Here is a 16,234-nt window from a genome sequence, read left to right as displayed (position 1 = left end):
ATATTCACCAACTGCTCCTGCAAAGCAAAACGTTACTCACTCAACTACAAGAAGACAGTCTTAATCAGACGGATCAGCTAGATATTACTCAGTATTTTCAACTATTTCCCAAAATCGAGTTCAGCGATCGCACTTCTTAAACTTGACCCAGAAACCATCATTCCCCCTTTTTTGTGGAAAGTGACAGAAGAGGGGGAATCCTGTCCTACTGACTTGCAACAAATCTCAAGTACTGCGAGATACTAAATAGCTATTCTCTAAATTAAAGTTATTATGAGTCTATTTAATTAAGAAATACTCTTAATTAAGATTTGCTTGCCCTCTCAGCCCTTGAAATCTCGTAACGATCGATCGCACTGTAAACCCTATACAATGGACTATTTAGCGATTTTTTCCAGAGAATGTAACGATATGTGAATTTTATTCCAGAAAATTGCCTCTATCCCTATAATTCAATTTAGTGAAAATTATTCTCATCTGAGTAATTCTCTTTCCCTTAGTATTCTTGCATGAATAGAGGGTATCGAGTTCTCATTTGCGCTGTTGTTTGGATACTTGAGGAATGCAAATGGCCGTATCAATCTTCTGGAAGCCAGCCTTCCAAGCCTTGGGCTGGTCTCCAGGCGACAATCCTCAATCTGGGGCCCCCTTACTCGAAGGCAATGCTCGATTTATCGACTTTTCCGGGCGATTATTAGGAGCGCATGTTGCCCATGCGGGTCTAATCGTTCTCTGGGCAGGAGCAATGACTCTGTTTGAGCTGTCCCAGTTTGATCCCTCGCAACCGATGTTCGAGCAAAACCTGATCTTGCTGCCTCATCTAGCCACCCTCGGTTGGGGGATAGGAGATGGAGGACAAATCGTGGATCTCTATCCCTACTACCTGATTGGGATGCTGCACCTGATTAGCTCTGCTGTCCTGGGAGCGGGTGGAATTTACCACGCCGTTCTCGGGCCGGACACTTTGGATATCAAAGGATTTGGCTATGACTGGAAAGATGGCAACAAAATGACTACGATTCTCGGCATTCATCTCCTATTACTAGGAATGGGAGCGGCACTACTGGTGATGAAAGCCACTCGCTTTGGAGGCATCTACGATCCCCTAATTGAGCAAGTCCGCTTGGTGCAACCCAATCTCGATCCTGGACAAATCTTTGGTTATCTCGTGGGGATTAGTCCCGATGGCTGGACGATGACCGGAATGGCCAGCGTGAATAGCTTGGAAGATGTGATCGGAGGTCATGTCTGGGTCAGCATACTCTGCATTAGTGGGGGGATTTTTCACCTGGTTTCTAAACCCCTCGATTGGGCCAAGCAAAGGCTGGTGTGGTCAGCAGAAGCCTATTTATCTTACAGCTTAGGAGCGTTGGCGATCGCCGGTTTCAGCGTCGCTTGCTTTGTCACCGTCAACGACATTGCCTATCCCAGTGCCTTTTACGGCCCCGTTGGTGAATCCGGAATCCGAGCCGTCCTCTCAAGCGTCCATGCCGCCCTTGGATTTATCGCCCTGGTTGGTCATATCTGGCACGCCTATCGGGCCCGCATAGCAGAAAAAGGAGTACGGTTTAACACGTTCTTTGACTTCGTAGCCAAAGATGTCACCTTAATCGTACCTACAGGCTTACAAATACAACAATCTGAATAAGAGGAGTGTATCTTATGGCAGTTGCCACTGACACCATGCAAGCCATTCCCTGGCGAGCCGGGAATGCTCGTCTGGTCAACCTTTCTGGAAAACTATTGGGCGCTCATGTGGCCCACGCTGGACTGATTGTACTCTGGGCAGGGTCAATTACCCTCTTTGAAGTATCTGGGTATAAACCCGATCAATCTCTGTACGAACAAGGATTGATTGTTCTGCCCAACCTAGCGCGATTGGGTTGGGGAGTCGGAGAAGGAGGTCAAATCATTGATACCTATCCCTACTTCGTCATCGGGGTTTTGCATCTCATCAGCTCTGCGTTCCTGGGAGCTGGCGGAATATTCCACGCCCTCAAAGGGCCGAAGACTCTGGAACAAAACTTTCCCTTCTTCGGCTATCGCTGGGATGATGCCAACAAAATGACTACGATTCTTGGTATTCATCTGGTCTTACTCGGTATAGGCGCGTTTCTCCTTGTGGCCAAAGCCACGATCTTAGGAGGAATTTATGACCCTGTAGTACAAAATGTGCGCGTTGTCAGCAATCCTACCTTAGACCCCTCCGTGATTTTTGGTTATTTCTTTGGCACTCAAGGAAAATACTGGCTAGCCAGTGTGGACAACCTAGAAGATGTCATCGGTGGACATATTTGGATCGGTGCAATCTGCATTTTTGGTGGAATTTGGCACATCCAGACGACTCCGTTCTCTTGGGCAAAAAACCTCTTTGTTTGGTCAGGTGAGGGCTATCTTTCGTATAGCATCGGTGCGGTTAGCCTAATGGCCTTTATCGCCACCTTGTTTGTCTCCGTTAACTCCACGGTATTTCCCATAGAATTTTACGGCCCTACCTTATCGTTAACGTTCGATCGCTTCCCGGTCTTTACCAGCACGGATGGTGCATTAACGGTACGGGTTTGGCTCGCCAACGCTCACTTTTGGCTGGGCTTCTTCTTTCTACAAGGCCATCTCTTCCATGCCTTGCGAGCAGCAGGATACAGCTTTGTTGAAGGCCGTGTCATTACATCGACACGAGGGCAGGTAAGTTAATTATGACGAGTGCTAACTTAACTTCTGTAGCGTTTCCAGGAAGTTCTCCGGAAACCGACTACGTTAAAGATTCTGTTAATCCCTATTCCTGGTGGGCGGGTAACTTCCGCTTTGTCAATCTGTCGGGTAAGTTGCTGGGCGCTCATATTGCCCATGCAGGATTAATTGTCCTCTGGGCTGGGGCAATGACGTTGTTTGAACTTTCACGCCTCAATCCTGACTTGCCCATTTATAACCAAGGTCTGATCTTGCTGCCTCATCTGGCAACATTAGGGATTGGAGTGGGAGCTGAAGGACAAATTATTGATACCTTTCCCTATTTTTCCATTGGTGTGGTTCATTTAATCAGTTCTGCCATTCTGGGAGCCGGGGGAATCTATCATGCAGTCCTTGGGCCGGAAACCCTTGATGCAAAAGGGTTTGGCTATGACTGGGAAAATGGGGGCAAAATGACCAGTATTCTCGGCATTCACTTGGTGTTGCTGGGAATGGGGGCGCTGTTGCTGGTACTCAAGGCGACTGTAGTAGGAGGATTATACGATCCGGCGATCGCCGATGTTCGCTTGGTCACCGATCCCACACTCAACCCCCTAACCATTTTTGGCTATGTGGTGGGCATTACCCCCGATGGCTGGACACTGCAAGGTATGGCCGCAGTAAACACCCTAGAAGATGTGGTGGGCGGTCATGTTTGGATTGGTATCCTCTGTATTTTTGGTGGAATTTGGCATATTTATACCCAGCCCACTACTTGGGCTAAAGGGCTGTTTGTCTGGTCGGGTGAGGCTTATTTGTCTTACTCTCAAGCGGCTCTAGCTTACATGGGTTACTTCGCTGCCTACTTGGTTTGGGTGAATGAGACGGTCTATCCTTCCGTATTCTACGGGCCTGCTGAAACCTTAACGGTCGATGGCACCATCACTGTGCGAACTTGGTTAATGTTGTTTCATATCATTTTTGCCAGTCTGCTCTTAGCCGGTCATTTTTGGCATGCACTGAGGGCACGGGCGATCGCGGCTGGGTTTGTTTTCAGTAACATGAAGTTCAATCCAGAAGCCTTATTTGGGGATACTCAATTTAATCAGCCCCTATTTTCAGGGATCGTACAACCCTACGCAAACGACTTCCAACAAGGTAATCTCGCTACTCCCCTAAACAGCAGTCAGCTTAGTCTAACTTGGGTGAAAAATCTCCCCATTTATCGGAAAGGATTATCTCCCATTGCCCGAGGATTAGAAATTGGCATGGCCCACGGTTATTTACTTCTGGGCCCATTCCTGAAACTCGGGCCCTTGCGCGATACAGATTCCGCTCTTTTAGCTGGATTTGGCAGTGCCTCCGGTTTAGTACTGATTCTCAGTATTTGTCTGTTCTTATATGGATCGGCAATCTTCCAACCCGGACAAAAACCACGAGGAGTTCTACCGGACAACATCAAAGGCTACAAAGATTGGAGTTTATTCACTTCCGGCTTTCTAGTTGGGGGTTTGGGTGGCGTAATTTTTGCCAGTTTTATTTTGCTCGAAATCAGTCGAGCAGGACTGACCTAATTGCCAAAAATCCCCCTTCTTCAGGGGGATCGGTATCTCTTTTTGACAACTCAACGGACAAAAGTGTGACATGAACCTTCCCCTTTTAACTTATCCACTGTCGAGCCAAAATCAGCGAGTCAAAAACTATGAAATTCCTGGGGATGAACAACCGAGGATTTACAGCGCTGAAAACTTGCCCAAAGGAACAGAAATCGATGAAATTATTTGGGCCGGTTATCGACAGGTGTTTAATGAACAACAAATGATCGCGTTTAATCGCCAACCTGCTCTAGAATCACAATTCCGTCACGGCGAAATTACCGTGCGCGGCTTTATGCGCGGTTTGGCTCTGTCGGATTCGTTTCGGCGCTTGAATTACGACACCAATAATAATTATCGGTTTGTCGAAATGTGCATTCAACGCTTTTTAGGACGTGAAGTGTATAATCCCCAAGAAAAGCTGGCTTGGTCAATTGTTTTAGCCACCAAAGGGTTGCGCGGATTTATCGATCAGTTGCTTGATACTGAAGAATATGAAGAAAACTTCGGAGATGATATTGTCCCGTATCAACGGCGGCGGATTTTGCCCCAGCGATCGCAAGGTGACCTTCCGTTTGCACGAATGGCCCGTTATGATACCTATTATCTGAAACAACTGCGAAGGTTGGGATTATTGCGAACTTTTGGCAATGGAGTCCAAGATCGCAGTGCCGCAGTTTACCGTCGGGTGTTATTGATTGTTCCTGCTCTTGCTGTAGTAATATTGATTACAACCGTGATCTTTATCGCTGCTCCTCAATAGGATCTGAGTTCTCCAGTTGTTTTATATAGATGGTTAATCGGGAAACCTTGAAAATTCAGGGTTTCCCTTCTTTCGATTCACTAACTCTTACAACCCTTGGTGCAACAAGATTTTCGGTACGATAGGTGTTCAAAGTCGCGACAGTCAACGGCCTCTTCTGTTAATGCTTTAGACGGGTGAACGGTGCATTTGAGATAATGACAGCCTGTAAAATAAACACAATAATTGCAAGGCACAGAATGCAGCCGTTTCATCTGAGGGATGGCTTTTCGGAAGGCTGCAACCACTGCGGAGCAGAATCCAATAAATAAGGCTGACAAAGCTAGAGGACATACTGATTCTATGGCGATCGATAAGGTCTGTGCCAGAGTCGTTTGGAGCATCTATCTATTTCCTCAATCTGTAATCAATTTCGTTGTTCACCCTCATCTGTGTCGTGAGGTTTAACAAGATCATTATTGCAAATTATTCTAAATAAGTCCAGAGCAATGACCATTAAAAATCCCCCCTCTGTATGAGAGGGAGGATCTTATCGATGTTGATTCGTATTGGCGATACGTACAGTAAGTTACAGCACTTAAGGGGCTAAAGCATTACCCCGGAGCAAGCTACCAATGGTTTTCGCAGTAATCTTCATTTGGATCAAGGGATTCGCGGGAACCACGGTTTTGTACAAGTAGCTGTCGAAGGTTAGCCGTTGTACGTCTTTGTCAGAACACATTTCTACAAAGGCTTCCCGGGTAGCATCGGTACGATAGAAAACCTGTTGCAGGATATCCAGTACCTTGTAGGTCAGGCCATATTTCTTATCCCAGCGTTTGATGTAAATCTTGAGATCGTCTTCCGTGGGAATGCGTTGACCGTTGTTAGAAAATTCGACGATCGCCTCGGCACACATGCGACCAGACTTAGCAGCAAAGTAGATGCCTTCTCCAGAAGACTTGGTTACGGTTCCTGCTGCATCACCCACGAGGGCAACCCGACCGCGTACTCGATGGGGACGGGGATGTTCGGGGATGGGGTGAGCTTCCACTTTGATAATTTCTCCACCAACCAAGCGCTTGGCTGCACGAGCGCGAATTCCGGCTTGCAGTTGTTTAATTTTGGCTTGGTTAACTTTCATGGTTCCCGTTCCGACAGCCACATGGTCGTATTTGGGGAATACCCAAGCGTAGAAGTCTGGCGATACATCGTCTCCGACATACATTTCTGCCAAGTCTTCATAATAGTTCATGAGATGATCGGGAATACGGATACGCTCTTGGAAGGCGATCGCGTAGTTATAGTCTCCTGCTTTGATAGCTTTAGCGACTTTGGAGTTCGCCCCATCTGCACCGACGACGACATCAACTTGGAGAGTTTTCGCCACTCCAACCGTGCCTCCCTGAGAATGGTCGCTATAGTGCAGGGTATAGGGATCTGTGCTATTGGTGGGAATTTCCAGTCTTTGGACAGTTCCGTTAATTAAAGTAGCGCCAAGTTCGGCTGCGCGATCGCGCATGAAGCCATCTAGCACTTCCCGGCGACACATGCCAATATATTCGTCGTCCCGCTCTATATTAATATCGACTTCTCTGTTAGACGGTGAGATCATTTTCATCTTTCTCACGCGCCGGTCAATAATCTGAGGGGGTAAGTCAAATTCACTTACCATACAGAGGGGAATGGCTCCACCGCAGGGTTTCGCGTTGTCTAGCTTACGCTCAAACAGATAAGTTTCAATCCCTGCCTTTGCTAGGGTCTCAGCAGTGCTTGAACCTGCTGGCCCCGATCCTACTACAGCAACCCTTATACCCAAAGGTTTTCTCCACAATCGTTACACAACACGGATCGAATCCTACCATTTCCTGGGGATTTTCTGGGCCAGTTGGGGCGTAATGTAACTAAACTGCAACAGAGTTTAACACAATGATACGAAACAGGTGAGGACACTGATGGTTAACATAAATCCATCGCTACATTAGCGCTTTGTACTGTCATTGATCTGTTCTCGATCCTTGAAAGAGAAGTTGCTAAAGGCGTTCTATAGCGTTTTTAAATGAAAAGCAGACAGGGTATAGGGGCGAACAGCCGTTTGCCCCTCTTGATACGATTGGTTTGGTGAATCGACAAGATATTGCCCTCTCTTGTGAGAGAGGCACTTTCCCTCCTCAATTCTGATTAAGACAATCCCACTAACGTTTCACTCAAGTCCCATAAACGTTTTGCCTTTTCCATATCACTTCCTTCGGCTGAAAGTTCTTGCGCGAACGCTTGGCGACCTTCTTTTTGCCGGTTTCCCCAACTCCAATGAACTCCAGATTGTTGATATTCTGGCTCTGCCATTACGTCGGCAACCCGTTCTCCAGCTAATTCTTGGGAAACATAGCCACCCGTAATATTCTTTTGAAATAGGGGGAAAATTGTACGGAATAGGGGATAATGATTGCGGAATAGAGGCGTATCCGCTACACATCCGGGATAGAGCGAATTGAACACAATTTGAGTCGATTCATAATAGCGGCGATGGAGTTCGCGGGTAATAAGCATATTACAAAGTTTACTATCTTTGTAGGCTTTACCTGACTTAAATTTCTTACCATCAATCATGGAAATTGGGGCTTTAAATCCTTGTTCTAATCCTTTCATATCTCCTAAATCGGGAGGGGCAGGAATGGGAATTTTACCTCCTAACTCTTTCGTATTTGCCGTCACTGTGCCCAGGATAATCAGGCGACGGTTGGAGAATTTAGACTGAATCAGATCGTCTAAGAGTAGGTTGCATAGAAGAAAATGACCCAGGTGGTTCGTCGCGACACTAACCTCATAACCATCTACCGATCGCTGGGGTTCTTTCAGCAACGGTAGATATACTGCCGCATTGCACAATAGTACATCTAGAGGCCGTTTACTTTCATGGAAGGTATTAACAAAGTTACGCACACTCTGTAAATCTGCTAGATCTAAAGGCATAACTGTATACGCATCCTTGGGAATCTCCAATTCCCTAGCCGCCGCTTCAGCCTTCTCTAGGTTACGGCAAGCCATGATAACATGCCAGTTATCCCGTTTAGCCATAGCCTTAGTTGCGTATAAGCCGACTCCAGAGGATGCGCCTGTGATGATTGCAGTTAAGTTACGTTTTTGTCCCATATGGTTAATTAAACTCGATTGACCCAAGTTATGTAAGATTTGGTCTAGATTTATTTAGCATATGGGGAAAAGGGGGCGATCGCAACCGCTCAAACGGGCAATTGGCAATTTCTCATCCTAGATTTTAGGATCAACATTTAAGCACGATCTTTTCCTAGAATATTTACTTTCCAGACAAAAATCACCTGAATTCGCATGTTGGTTATGTATTTTTTCCATGATCGACCTAAAGATAAAAAAATAGGTATGATAGTATTGGGTTATGTTTTTTTTGGATATAGCCCTGCTCTGATCCCGTTCTCAGAGATGCAGACCATTTAGTTAAAAGTCAATTAATCTCCTCTTAACATGAGCCAAATTCTTGATGCCTTATCTCAACTCCAGTCTCAGCGTTTAGTCTGTAGCTATAAAAACGGAACTGAATCGATTCAGATTGCCCGAATTACCAATATTCCCAACTGGTATTTTGAACGGGTGGTATTCCCCCAAGAATACCTATTATTTGAAGCTCCCCCTTCTGCACATCTGGAAATTTATCAAGGGCATGAGCCAGAAAATGTCAAGTTAGTGACTGAGATATTATGCGATCGCCTCTGCATCAGCGAACCTGAAGCTCTGGCCGTTTAAATCTACCCCTGAAAGCCCTATCATAAGGCTGAAGAAACTAAGGGCCCCCAATTTACGGATGCAAACGAATTCCCCATTATTCACCCCTGGCACATTAAGTGACCGAATTCGCCAACAAACTCAGTATGCTTTAAGTTGCGGGGCCCTACATCCCATTCTCACTGACTACGAAATCATCGAAGATCGGGGTATTCCCTTTCTTGTCAGAATTATTTCTAACCTAGCCCGCAAAGAAGCCCAAAAACGCAAGCAACAAGTCTCTTCAGAGTCTAGCAAACCAGTTAATCCATTTTTGCCCTGCGATCGCGACCTCTTCGTTACCAATATCTCCCCCACCCACCACTGTCTGCTCAACAAATACAACGTCGTAGATCGCCATATCCTGATTGTCACCCGTGACTTTGAACCCCAGGACAATTGGCTTACCCTTGCCGATTTTCAAGCTTTGTGGTTCGCCCTAGCGGAAATTGACGGTCTCGGATTCTACAATGGTGGAACCGATGCGGGGGCAAGTCAACCCCACAAACACCTACAACTCGTTCCCCTTCCCCTGATTCCCCAAGGCATTGCCATTCCCATCGAGATGGTATTCGACTCCAAATCACCTCAGAGTAGTCCCTATCAAAGCCATCAACTGCCCTTTCCCCATGCGATTCGCTTTTTTGACCCTCAGATAATTAACAGTCCAGAAAACGCCGCTCAGGTGAGCCTTAACTGCTACTATCAGCTCCTGCGGCATGTGGGACGCTTAGAACAAGACAACCCAGGCATTCAACAAACCGGAGCCTATAATTTACTTATGACCCGCCGCTGGATGATGGTCATTCCCCGCTCCCAGGACTCTTGGCACTCTATTTCTGTCAATTCCCTAGGATTTGCTGGAGCTTTATTAGTCCGAGATGCTCAACAATTGGCACAATTAAAAGAAGTAGGATTAATAAATCTACTCCAGCAAGTTTCAGGATTCTAAAGTTAGAGGATAAAATCATGGAATTTATCAGTCCCAAAACCGATTTCGCCTTTAAGCGTATTTTTGGCTCCCAACAAAGTAAAGATATCCTGATTAGCTTCTTAAACGCTCTTATCTATGAAGGTCGCTCAGAAATTACTGACCTAGACATTATCGATCCTTCTAATCAAAGTGACATTAGAATCATCAAAGACAGCTATCTTGATGTCAAAGCCATCTTAAACAACGGCACCACGGTCCTGATCGAAATGCAATTATATAATACCCCTGCATTTAAAAAGCGAGTCTTATATAACTGTGCTAAAACCTATGGTAATCAACTCAGTGTTGCCCAAAGTTATACCCGACTGCAACCGGTAATTTCCCTAACGATTGTCGATTTTCCTCTGTTTCCAAAGGTTGACCCCATTATCACTCACTTTTGTTTAAAGGAAAAAAAATTATCATTTGACTATCCGGGCGAACAGATCGAACTGATATTTGTAGAGTTACAAAAATTTAATAAATCCCTGGACGAATTGGATACCTTGACCGACAAATGGATTTATTTTATGAAAGAAGCACCTAATTTACAGATGATTCCCAGTCGTCTAGAAGAAGTGCCAGAAATTGGCAAAGCTCTAGAAATTGCTAATCGAGCTAATTTAAGTCCAAAGGAAGCAGAAGAGTTACACCAAAATGAAATCTGGCTGCTAGACCAGCAAGGTTACGCGGTGCAAGCGAGAATAGATGGACTTGCACAGGGACGTGAAGAAGGACTTGCACAGGGACGTGAAGAAGGACGTGAAGAAGGACGTGAAGAAGGACGCGCAGAGGGAGAATTTTTGGGACAACTTAAATTAATATTGCGGTTACTTGAACAGCGTTTTGGAGAGCTGGAACAGAGTCTCAAAAAACAGATAGAAGAGTTATCTTCATCTGATTTAGAGTTACTCAGCGTTGCTATTTTTCAATTAGCTGCTCTGGAAGATTTATCCCATTGGTTAGCCGATCATTCTAATCGCAATCAGGCATAATTTAGAGATCGTCTTTGCCTTTGTTCTTTTCTATATCTGTGGAATAGGATGAAGAGTGTTCGGCTGCTCGCTGGGTTTGAGTCTCTCCTTGACCATAAATCAAACGTAAGGGAGTGAGGGAAGTAGATTCTTGTTTGGGTTCTCCTCGGCGACGTTCTGAGGTGCGCTCTTCTGCTGTGTTTTCAGCGATCACTTCATAGAGAATAGCCTGTTTATTTTTTTGAGAACCTTTACGCAAAACTCGCCCTAACCGTTGAATATATTCGCGCTTGGATGCAGTTCCGGATAAAATAATAGCAATGCGAGCATCGGGAACATCAACACCTTCGTTTAAAACGTGGGAAGCGACTAAAGTTTGATATTCTCCTTGACGGAAGCGGGTAAGCATATCATGGCGTTCTTTGACGGGAGTTTGGTGGGTAATAGCGGGAATAAGGAGAGTTTGGGAAATTTGATAAACAGTGGCATTATCAGCGGTAAAAATGAGGATTTTTTCGGGATAATGTTGATTGAGGAGGTCTTGAAGAACGCGGAGTTTACTATCAGTTGACAGGGCGATCGCCTTGGCCTCACGATGTGCTAACATCGCCCTACGGCCTTCTGGAGACCTGCAACTGGCGCGGACAAAGAGTTGCCAGCCTTTCACGGAACCCAGGAAAATGTTAGACGATCGCAGAAATTGATTCCTCTCTTCAATTAATACTTCATATCGCTGCTTTTCCTGTTGGGACAATTTCACCTTAATTTGCACCACCTCATGGTGGGCTAAAGCCTTACCCGATAACTCTTGCACCGTTTTCTGATACACCGTTTCCCCCAACAAGAAGGCTAAATCTTGATGTCGTCCGTCCGCTCGCTCTAACGTCGCAGTTAAGCCTAACCGATAGGGAGCGATCGCATATTCAGCAATCACGCGACTAAACTCAGTCGGTAAATGATGACACTCATCGCAGATGAGCAACCCATAGCGAGACCCCAACGCCTCCGCATGAATCGCCGCACTATCATAGGTTGCCACAAGGACAGGAGAGCGATCGCGCGATCCACCCCCCAATAACCCCACCTCCACATCTGGAAAAGCTGCCTTCAGATGGGCATACCATTGATGCATTAAATCTAACGTTGGAACAACAATCAATGTCGTTCGGGGCGTAATCTGCATGGCTAATTGAGCCAAATAGGTCTTTCCCGCAGCCGTCGGCAGAACCACCACCCCCTGACGTTGGGCATCCCGCCACGCTTGCAGAGCCTCCACCTGGTGGGGATAGGGAGTCATTTCTAAGGCAGGAATTAACTCTATGGGGTAAAATTCTTTTGCGCGATCGTCAAATACGGCCTTTTCCTCCCACAACGTTTCTATTAACCGGCGATAATGAATCCCCAAAATACGAAATTTTTCTACTCGATCGTCCCAAGTGGCATAATCAACCCAAGTTTTTCCCCTCGGTGGGGGATGCAAAATCAGCGTACCGCGATCGTAAGTTAATTTGGGGATACGAGTCATAGACCTTCATCGATTCAACCTTGACCATCCTGACTCATTATTGGTGTTAAAACAACGATAACTGTTGATCTGGATACAAAGCCAACCTAATAGTCACTTTTACATCGGATGCTACGGATTATTGTGGATTTACTCCTTCCAATGTTGCTCTTCTTTAGCTGAAGAATTAATGGAGTGCAAACCTCATAAGGGGTTGTTTTTTCAGAAAGGGCTATAGGCTCTATTCCTTATACAATCTGCTTTTTAGCCTTATTATCACCCCTTGATGAAAAATTCATATTTGGCCAAAAGTTGAAATAGATGATTAATTTCCCTCATTACAGCCCGCGATCGCCAAGGAAAGAATGAGGGTTTCATACCATTTCTCTTTAATCTTGCAACTAATCGATCCCTGAGAGACAAGGGGCTGGGCCCCCTTTTTCCGAAAGTGACAGAAGAGGGATAGATAATGCCAGTTTTCATAAAAATTTATTTTAAAGCATCTTTTTGGGGAATTAAGTTCAAAACTTTGTCATATTCAAAGTTTTGAAAACAAGTCGATATCGCCTCGGACAAAGCAGTATTCTCTTCAGCAATAGCCCGAACTACTTCAGCCATTTTCTGTTGGTTACCTGTGAGGGTAGCTTGGCGCAATTGCTGCTGCAATTCTGCTGAAAGCGCCTGAATATTTTCTGCTGTTAGTGCTTCAAGTATCGAAGGCTTATTTTCTATCAGGAAGACTGGCTCTTCATAAACATAACCCACACCTAAATGCTCTTCCATCACTTTGAATATTTGCTCTTCTCGAAAGGGTTTACGTAGGAAATCATCGCATCCTGCCGATAAAACGACTGCCCGTTCTTCTTCCAAAACGCTGGCTGTCAGGGCGATAATTGCCGTTGCTTGTCCTTGAGTGGTTGCTTTAATTTTTTGAGTGGCCTCAAACCCATCCATTACAGGCATTCGCATATCCATCCAAATCAGATGAGGTTGCCATTGTTCCCAAATTTCTATAGCTTCTTTGCCGTTACTGGCTTGTTGCAACTCGAAGCCTAAGGGATTGAGCAAATGGATTAAAAGCTGCCGATTGACAGACTTATCGTCAACAATCAGAATGCGATAGCGAGGTTGACCGGGTTCTAGGGCGATAATACGACGTTGAATATTTTTGCTTTCTATTTCACTCTCAGCAACCTCTTCTACTTTAAGCTCAAAGCTAAAAACGGTTCCGGCTCCCAATTTAGACTTAACGTGCATCTCCCCTCCCATCAGTTGTACAAATTTACGGCTGATGGACAGTCCTAAGCCCGTTCCTTCTTGGGCATATTTGCCACTTGCGGTTTGCGAGAACGCTTCAAAAAGCTGGTCAAGTTCTTCTGGGGCAATTCCCGGCCCGGTATCTTCAATTTCAAAATGTACTGTTATCCCTTGATTATTGGTGAGTGACTGGTGGGTTGGTCGGATACAAATCCCTCCTTCTGAAGTAAATTTCAGGGCATTGTTAATGAGATTAATCAGAATTTGCCGAAGTTTGACTTCATCGGTGCGAATATAGCGGGGAAGATTTTCGGCCCGTTCCAATAATAAGTACAAGCCTTTATCGGCTGCTTTGAGTTGGAACATATCGTGAATGTCGTCGAGAAGGCGATAGAGGTCAAAATTATTCTCGTTTAGAACGATACGCCCGGCTTCAATTTTGGAGAGATCGAGGACATTATTAATTAATGTCAGGAGATGTTCGCCACTGCGGTTAATAATGCTGACATTTTGTTGTTGTTCTGGGGGTAGGGTTTGAGAGCGAGTCATGATTTGCGTGAACCCGAGAATGGCGTTGAGGGGCGATCGCAACTCGTGACTCATGTTGGCGATAAATACACTTTTTGCTTCGTTCGCCACTTCTGCTTTTTCTTTCGCTTGCTCTAGTTCGGCAGTTCGTTGCTGTACTTTATGTTCGAGTTCTTCCTTGCTTTTTTCTAAAGCCGTGAAAAATTCCTGTAGTTGTTGTGCCATTCGATTAAAAGATTGAGCTAATATGGAAAATTCACTGATTTTGGATGGCTGAATCGTTTGGCTTAATTCACCATTCGCGATTGCTTCAGAAGCTCGACTGAGATTAAAAATAGGTTTGGCAATCCAACGGGATGTATAAACCCCCAATATTAAGGCTAATAAGACAGCGAGGGCAGACAGTATAATCGTCGTTTTAGTATTGGCATAAATTTTTGCCATGAAGTCTTTTTCTGGAATGACAATCGCCACTAGCCAATCTATTCCCCAAGAGTCTTTCCATACCGTAACGCTCATAAACTGCCGACCATCTTCTGTCTCAAATTCAAGCTGTCGATTATCTTGAATCGCATTGAAATTTCCGAATTTTTGTAATACGAATTTTGCCGACGCTGTAACTAAAGGCTCTTGGCTATCTATAATGTTCAATCGTTGAGGCTTCCCCTCCCTTAAGATAAAACCTTCTTCAGAAGTAGAGTTGGCCACAATTAATCCCTTACGATCGATAATGAAAATTTCAGCAGATGGACTAAGTTCAAGCTTTTTCAAGAAATCGCTAATATTAGATAAACGCTTTTCAATCGCAAGAACGCCAATAATATTTTGGTTTGAATCGCGAATCGGAAAACTAGCAGCAATACTGAGAGGATATGGATCAGTTTCCCATTGATAGATAGAAGTCCAAAGCGGTTTTTTGTGCTGGATCGCTTCTGCATACCAAGCCTCTTTCTGAAATTGATTGATATAGTCTGGATCGGTTGCAAGCAGATTTTTTTGATTTCCTTGTCCGTCTGCTTCATAGATTTTAAAACGGCGATCGCTGCTCTGACTATCAATTTGGTTTATTGTAATTCTACCGTCGTCAAAATGCTCTCCAACTGAAATATGATCCTGGTTGATACTGCCAAACAAGAAAAAGCCTAATTCCCCGTCTCGCACTTCTCTCCTTTTCCAAAGATAGCGACCAATTTGTTTAAGATTGTTAGGATTGAGGATTCCCTGAGAAAAAGCATCGGCATTTTCTTGTACAATGATTTTAGATGTATTCAAGTATTCCTGGAGATGTTGTTCGATCCTTTCATTGGCTTCTGCTTGTAATTGAAGAGTTAGATGTTCAATTGCCTTTTGGCTATTATGGAAAGAGAGATAACCGATTACTCCCACAAGGGCCAACATTTGCAAAATGAAGGGAACTAGGAGAATAACTTGTAAAGAGATTTGATTAGAGTTTTCGTTTTTTTTGCCAAATATATTCATGACTCTATATTTTGAATTGGTGACCTAGAGATGTCCGACATTATTGGTTAAAGTCTGCTAATGAACTGGTAAAGAAATGGTAAACTCCGTACCTTTATCCAACTCTGACTGACAAGAGAGCACCCCACCGTGTTTTTCTTCGACAATCTGACGGGCGATCGCCATTCCCAACCCCGTACCTTTACCCACCGCTTTAGTTGTAAACCCTTGCTCGAAGATGCGCCGTTTCACCTCTTCTAGCATCCCCATGCCATTATCGGCAATGCGAATGATCACTTCCTCCATTGTTGCTGAGGTGATAATCTTAATCTGATTGGCAATCTCGTCGAAACTGCGCCCCTGGTTGCCCTCATCTAGGGCATCAATAGCATTGGCAATCAGATTCATAAACACTTGGTTGAGTTGTCCAGGAAAACATTGCACTTCCGGTAGCGCTCCATAGTCTTTTACGATTTTAATCGCTGGACGCTCCTCGTTGGCTTTGAGGCGATGTTTGAGAATTATCGGGTAAATTTTAGATGATTCTAATCTGTAATTGATGGCTTCTTATCTAAAGGGATTGCGATCGCAAACTCAGTCCCTTTGCCCAGTTCAGAGTTACAAGTAATCTTACCGCCATGTTTTTCTACTACGATTTGATAGGCGATCGCCATCCCTAACCCCGTTCCTTTACCCACAGATTTAGTCGTAAATCCTTGCTCGAAGATGCGTTCT

General features: G+C 44.8%; 13 protein-coding genes. 7 read left to right on the top strand and 6 right to left on the bottom strand.

The window, feature by feature from the left end:
- Nucleotides 1–568 precede the first annotated feature (568 nt).
- From AC3A14_RS19435 to AC3A14_RS19420, 4 genes are all read left to right on the top strand, one after another.
- Nucleotides 569–1,648, top strand: coding sequence for a chlorophyll a/b binding light-harvesting protein (locus AC3A14_RS19435; protein ID WP_318698839.1), 1,080 nt, complete (start codon nucleotides 569–571; stop codon nucleotides 1,646–1,648).
- 14 nt (nucleotides 1,649–1,662) lie between these two features.
- A complete protein-coding gene (locus AC3A14_RS19430; protein ID WP_318732627.1) occupies nucleotides 1,663–2,694 on the top strand; it encodes a chlorophyll a/b binding light-harvesting protein in 1,032 nt (343 codons plus the stop codon).
- Between the two features lie 2 nt (nucleotides 2,695–2,696).
- The gene (locus AC3A14_RS19425) at nucleotides 2,697–4,244 is read left to right on the top strand and encodes a chlorophyll a/b binding light-harvesting protein (protein WP_318698842.1); all 1,548 of its coding nucleotides are present in this window, start codon (nucleotides 2,697–2,699) and stop codon (nucleotides 4,242–4,244) included.
- A gap of 70 nt (nucleotides 4,245–4,314) precedes the next feature.
- Nucleotides 4,315–5,028: a phycobilisome rod-core linker polypeptide gene (locus AC3A14_RS19420; RefSeq protein ID WP_318732628.1), complete on the top strand. Its 714-nt coding sequence runs from the start codon at nucleotides 4,315–4,317 to the stop codon at nucleotides 5,026–5,028.
- Nucleotides 5,029–5,605: 577 nt separating this feature from the next.
- Here AC3A14_RS19420 and chlP read toward each other — a convergent pair.
- Complete coding sequence (chlP, locus tag AC3A14_RS19415) at nucleotides 5,606–6,826, bottom strand: geranylgeranyl reductase (RefSeq protein WP_318732629.1); 1,221 nt, start codon at nucleotides 6,824–6,826, stop codon at nucleotides 5,606–5,608.
- A gap of 362 nt (nucleotides 6,827–7,188) precedes the next feature.
- Nucleotides 7,189–8,160 carry a protochlorophyllide reductase gene (locus AC3A14_RS19410; RefSeq protein ID WP_318698845.1) on the bottom strand — a complete coding sequence of 324 codons (972 nt, stop codon included), beginning with the start codon at nucleotides 8,158–8,160 and terminating at the stop codon, nucleotides 7,189–7,191.
- Between the two features lie 348 nt (nucleotides 8,161–8,508).
- On the opposite strand from AC3A14_RS19410, the gene AC3A14_RS19405 reads away from it, so the two are divergent.
- From AC3A14_RS19405 to AC3A14_RS19395, 3 genes are read left to right on the top strand one after another with little or no spacing between them, the layout of a single operon-like run.
- Nucleotides 8,509–8,787 carry a DUF1830 domain-containing protein gene (locus AC3A14_RS19405; RefSeq protein ID WP_318698846.1) on the top strand — a complete coding sequence of 93 codons (279 nt, stop codon included), beginning with the start codon at nucleotides 8,509–8,511 and terminating at the stop codon, nucleotides 8,785–8,787.
- Between the two features lie 58 nt (nucleotides 8,788–8,845).
- On the top strand, nucleotides 8,846–9,757 hold the full coding sequence (locus tag AC3A14_RS19400) for an ATP adenylyltransferase family protein (protein WP_318698847.1): 912 nt from the start codon (nucleotides 8,846–8,848) through the stop codon (nucleotides 9,755–9,757).
- A gap of 17 nt (nucleotides 9,758–9,774) precedes the next feature.
- Nucleotides 9,775–10,773, top strand: a complete 999-nt coding sequence (locus tag AC3A14_RS19395) for an Rpn family recombination-promoting nuclease/putative transposase (RefSeq protein ID WP_318732630.1) — start codon at nucleotides 9,775–9,777, stop codon at nucleotides 10,771–10,773.
- Nucleotide 10,774: 1 nt separating this feature from the next.
- Here AC3A14_RS19395 and AC3A14_RS19390 read toward each other — a convergent pair whose 3' ends face one another.
- From AC3A14_RS19390 to AC3A14_RS19375, 4 genes are all read right to left on the bottom strand, one after another.
- Entirely contained in the window at nucleotides 10,775–12,277 is a 1,503-nt protein-coding gene (locus tag AC3A14_RS19390) for a DEAD/DEAH box helicase (RefSeq protein WP_318732631.1), read from the bottom strand.
- A gap of 468 nt (nucleotides 12,278–12,745) precedes the next feature.
- Nucleotides 12,746–15,520 carry an ATP-binding protein gene (locus tag AC3A14_RS19385; protein WP_318732632.1) on the bottom strand — a complete coding sequence of 925 codons (2,775 nt, stop codon included), beginning with the start codon at nucleotides 15,518–15,520 and terminating at the stop codon, nucleotides 12,746–12,748.
- Between the two features lie 57 nt (nucleotides 15,521–15,577).
- Nucleotides 15,578–15,943 (bottom strand): sensor histidine kinase, encoded by a 366-nt coding sequence (locus tag AC3A14_RS19380; RefSeq protein ID WP_318732633.1) that lies wholly within the window; start codon nucleotides 15,941–15,943, stop codon nucleotides 15,578–15,580.
- 101 nt (nucleotides 15,944–16,044) lie between these two features.
- The coding region (locus tag AC3A14_RS19375; RefSeq protein ID WP_487779112.1) for an ATP-binding protein at nucleotides 16,045–16,234 on the bottom strand (190 nt) is incomplete at its 5' end.

The organism is Roseofilum sp. (assembly GCF_982964205.1).
This window is presented reverse-complemented; position numbering and strand designations above follow the sequence as displayed.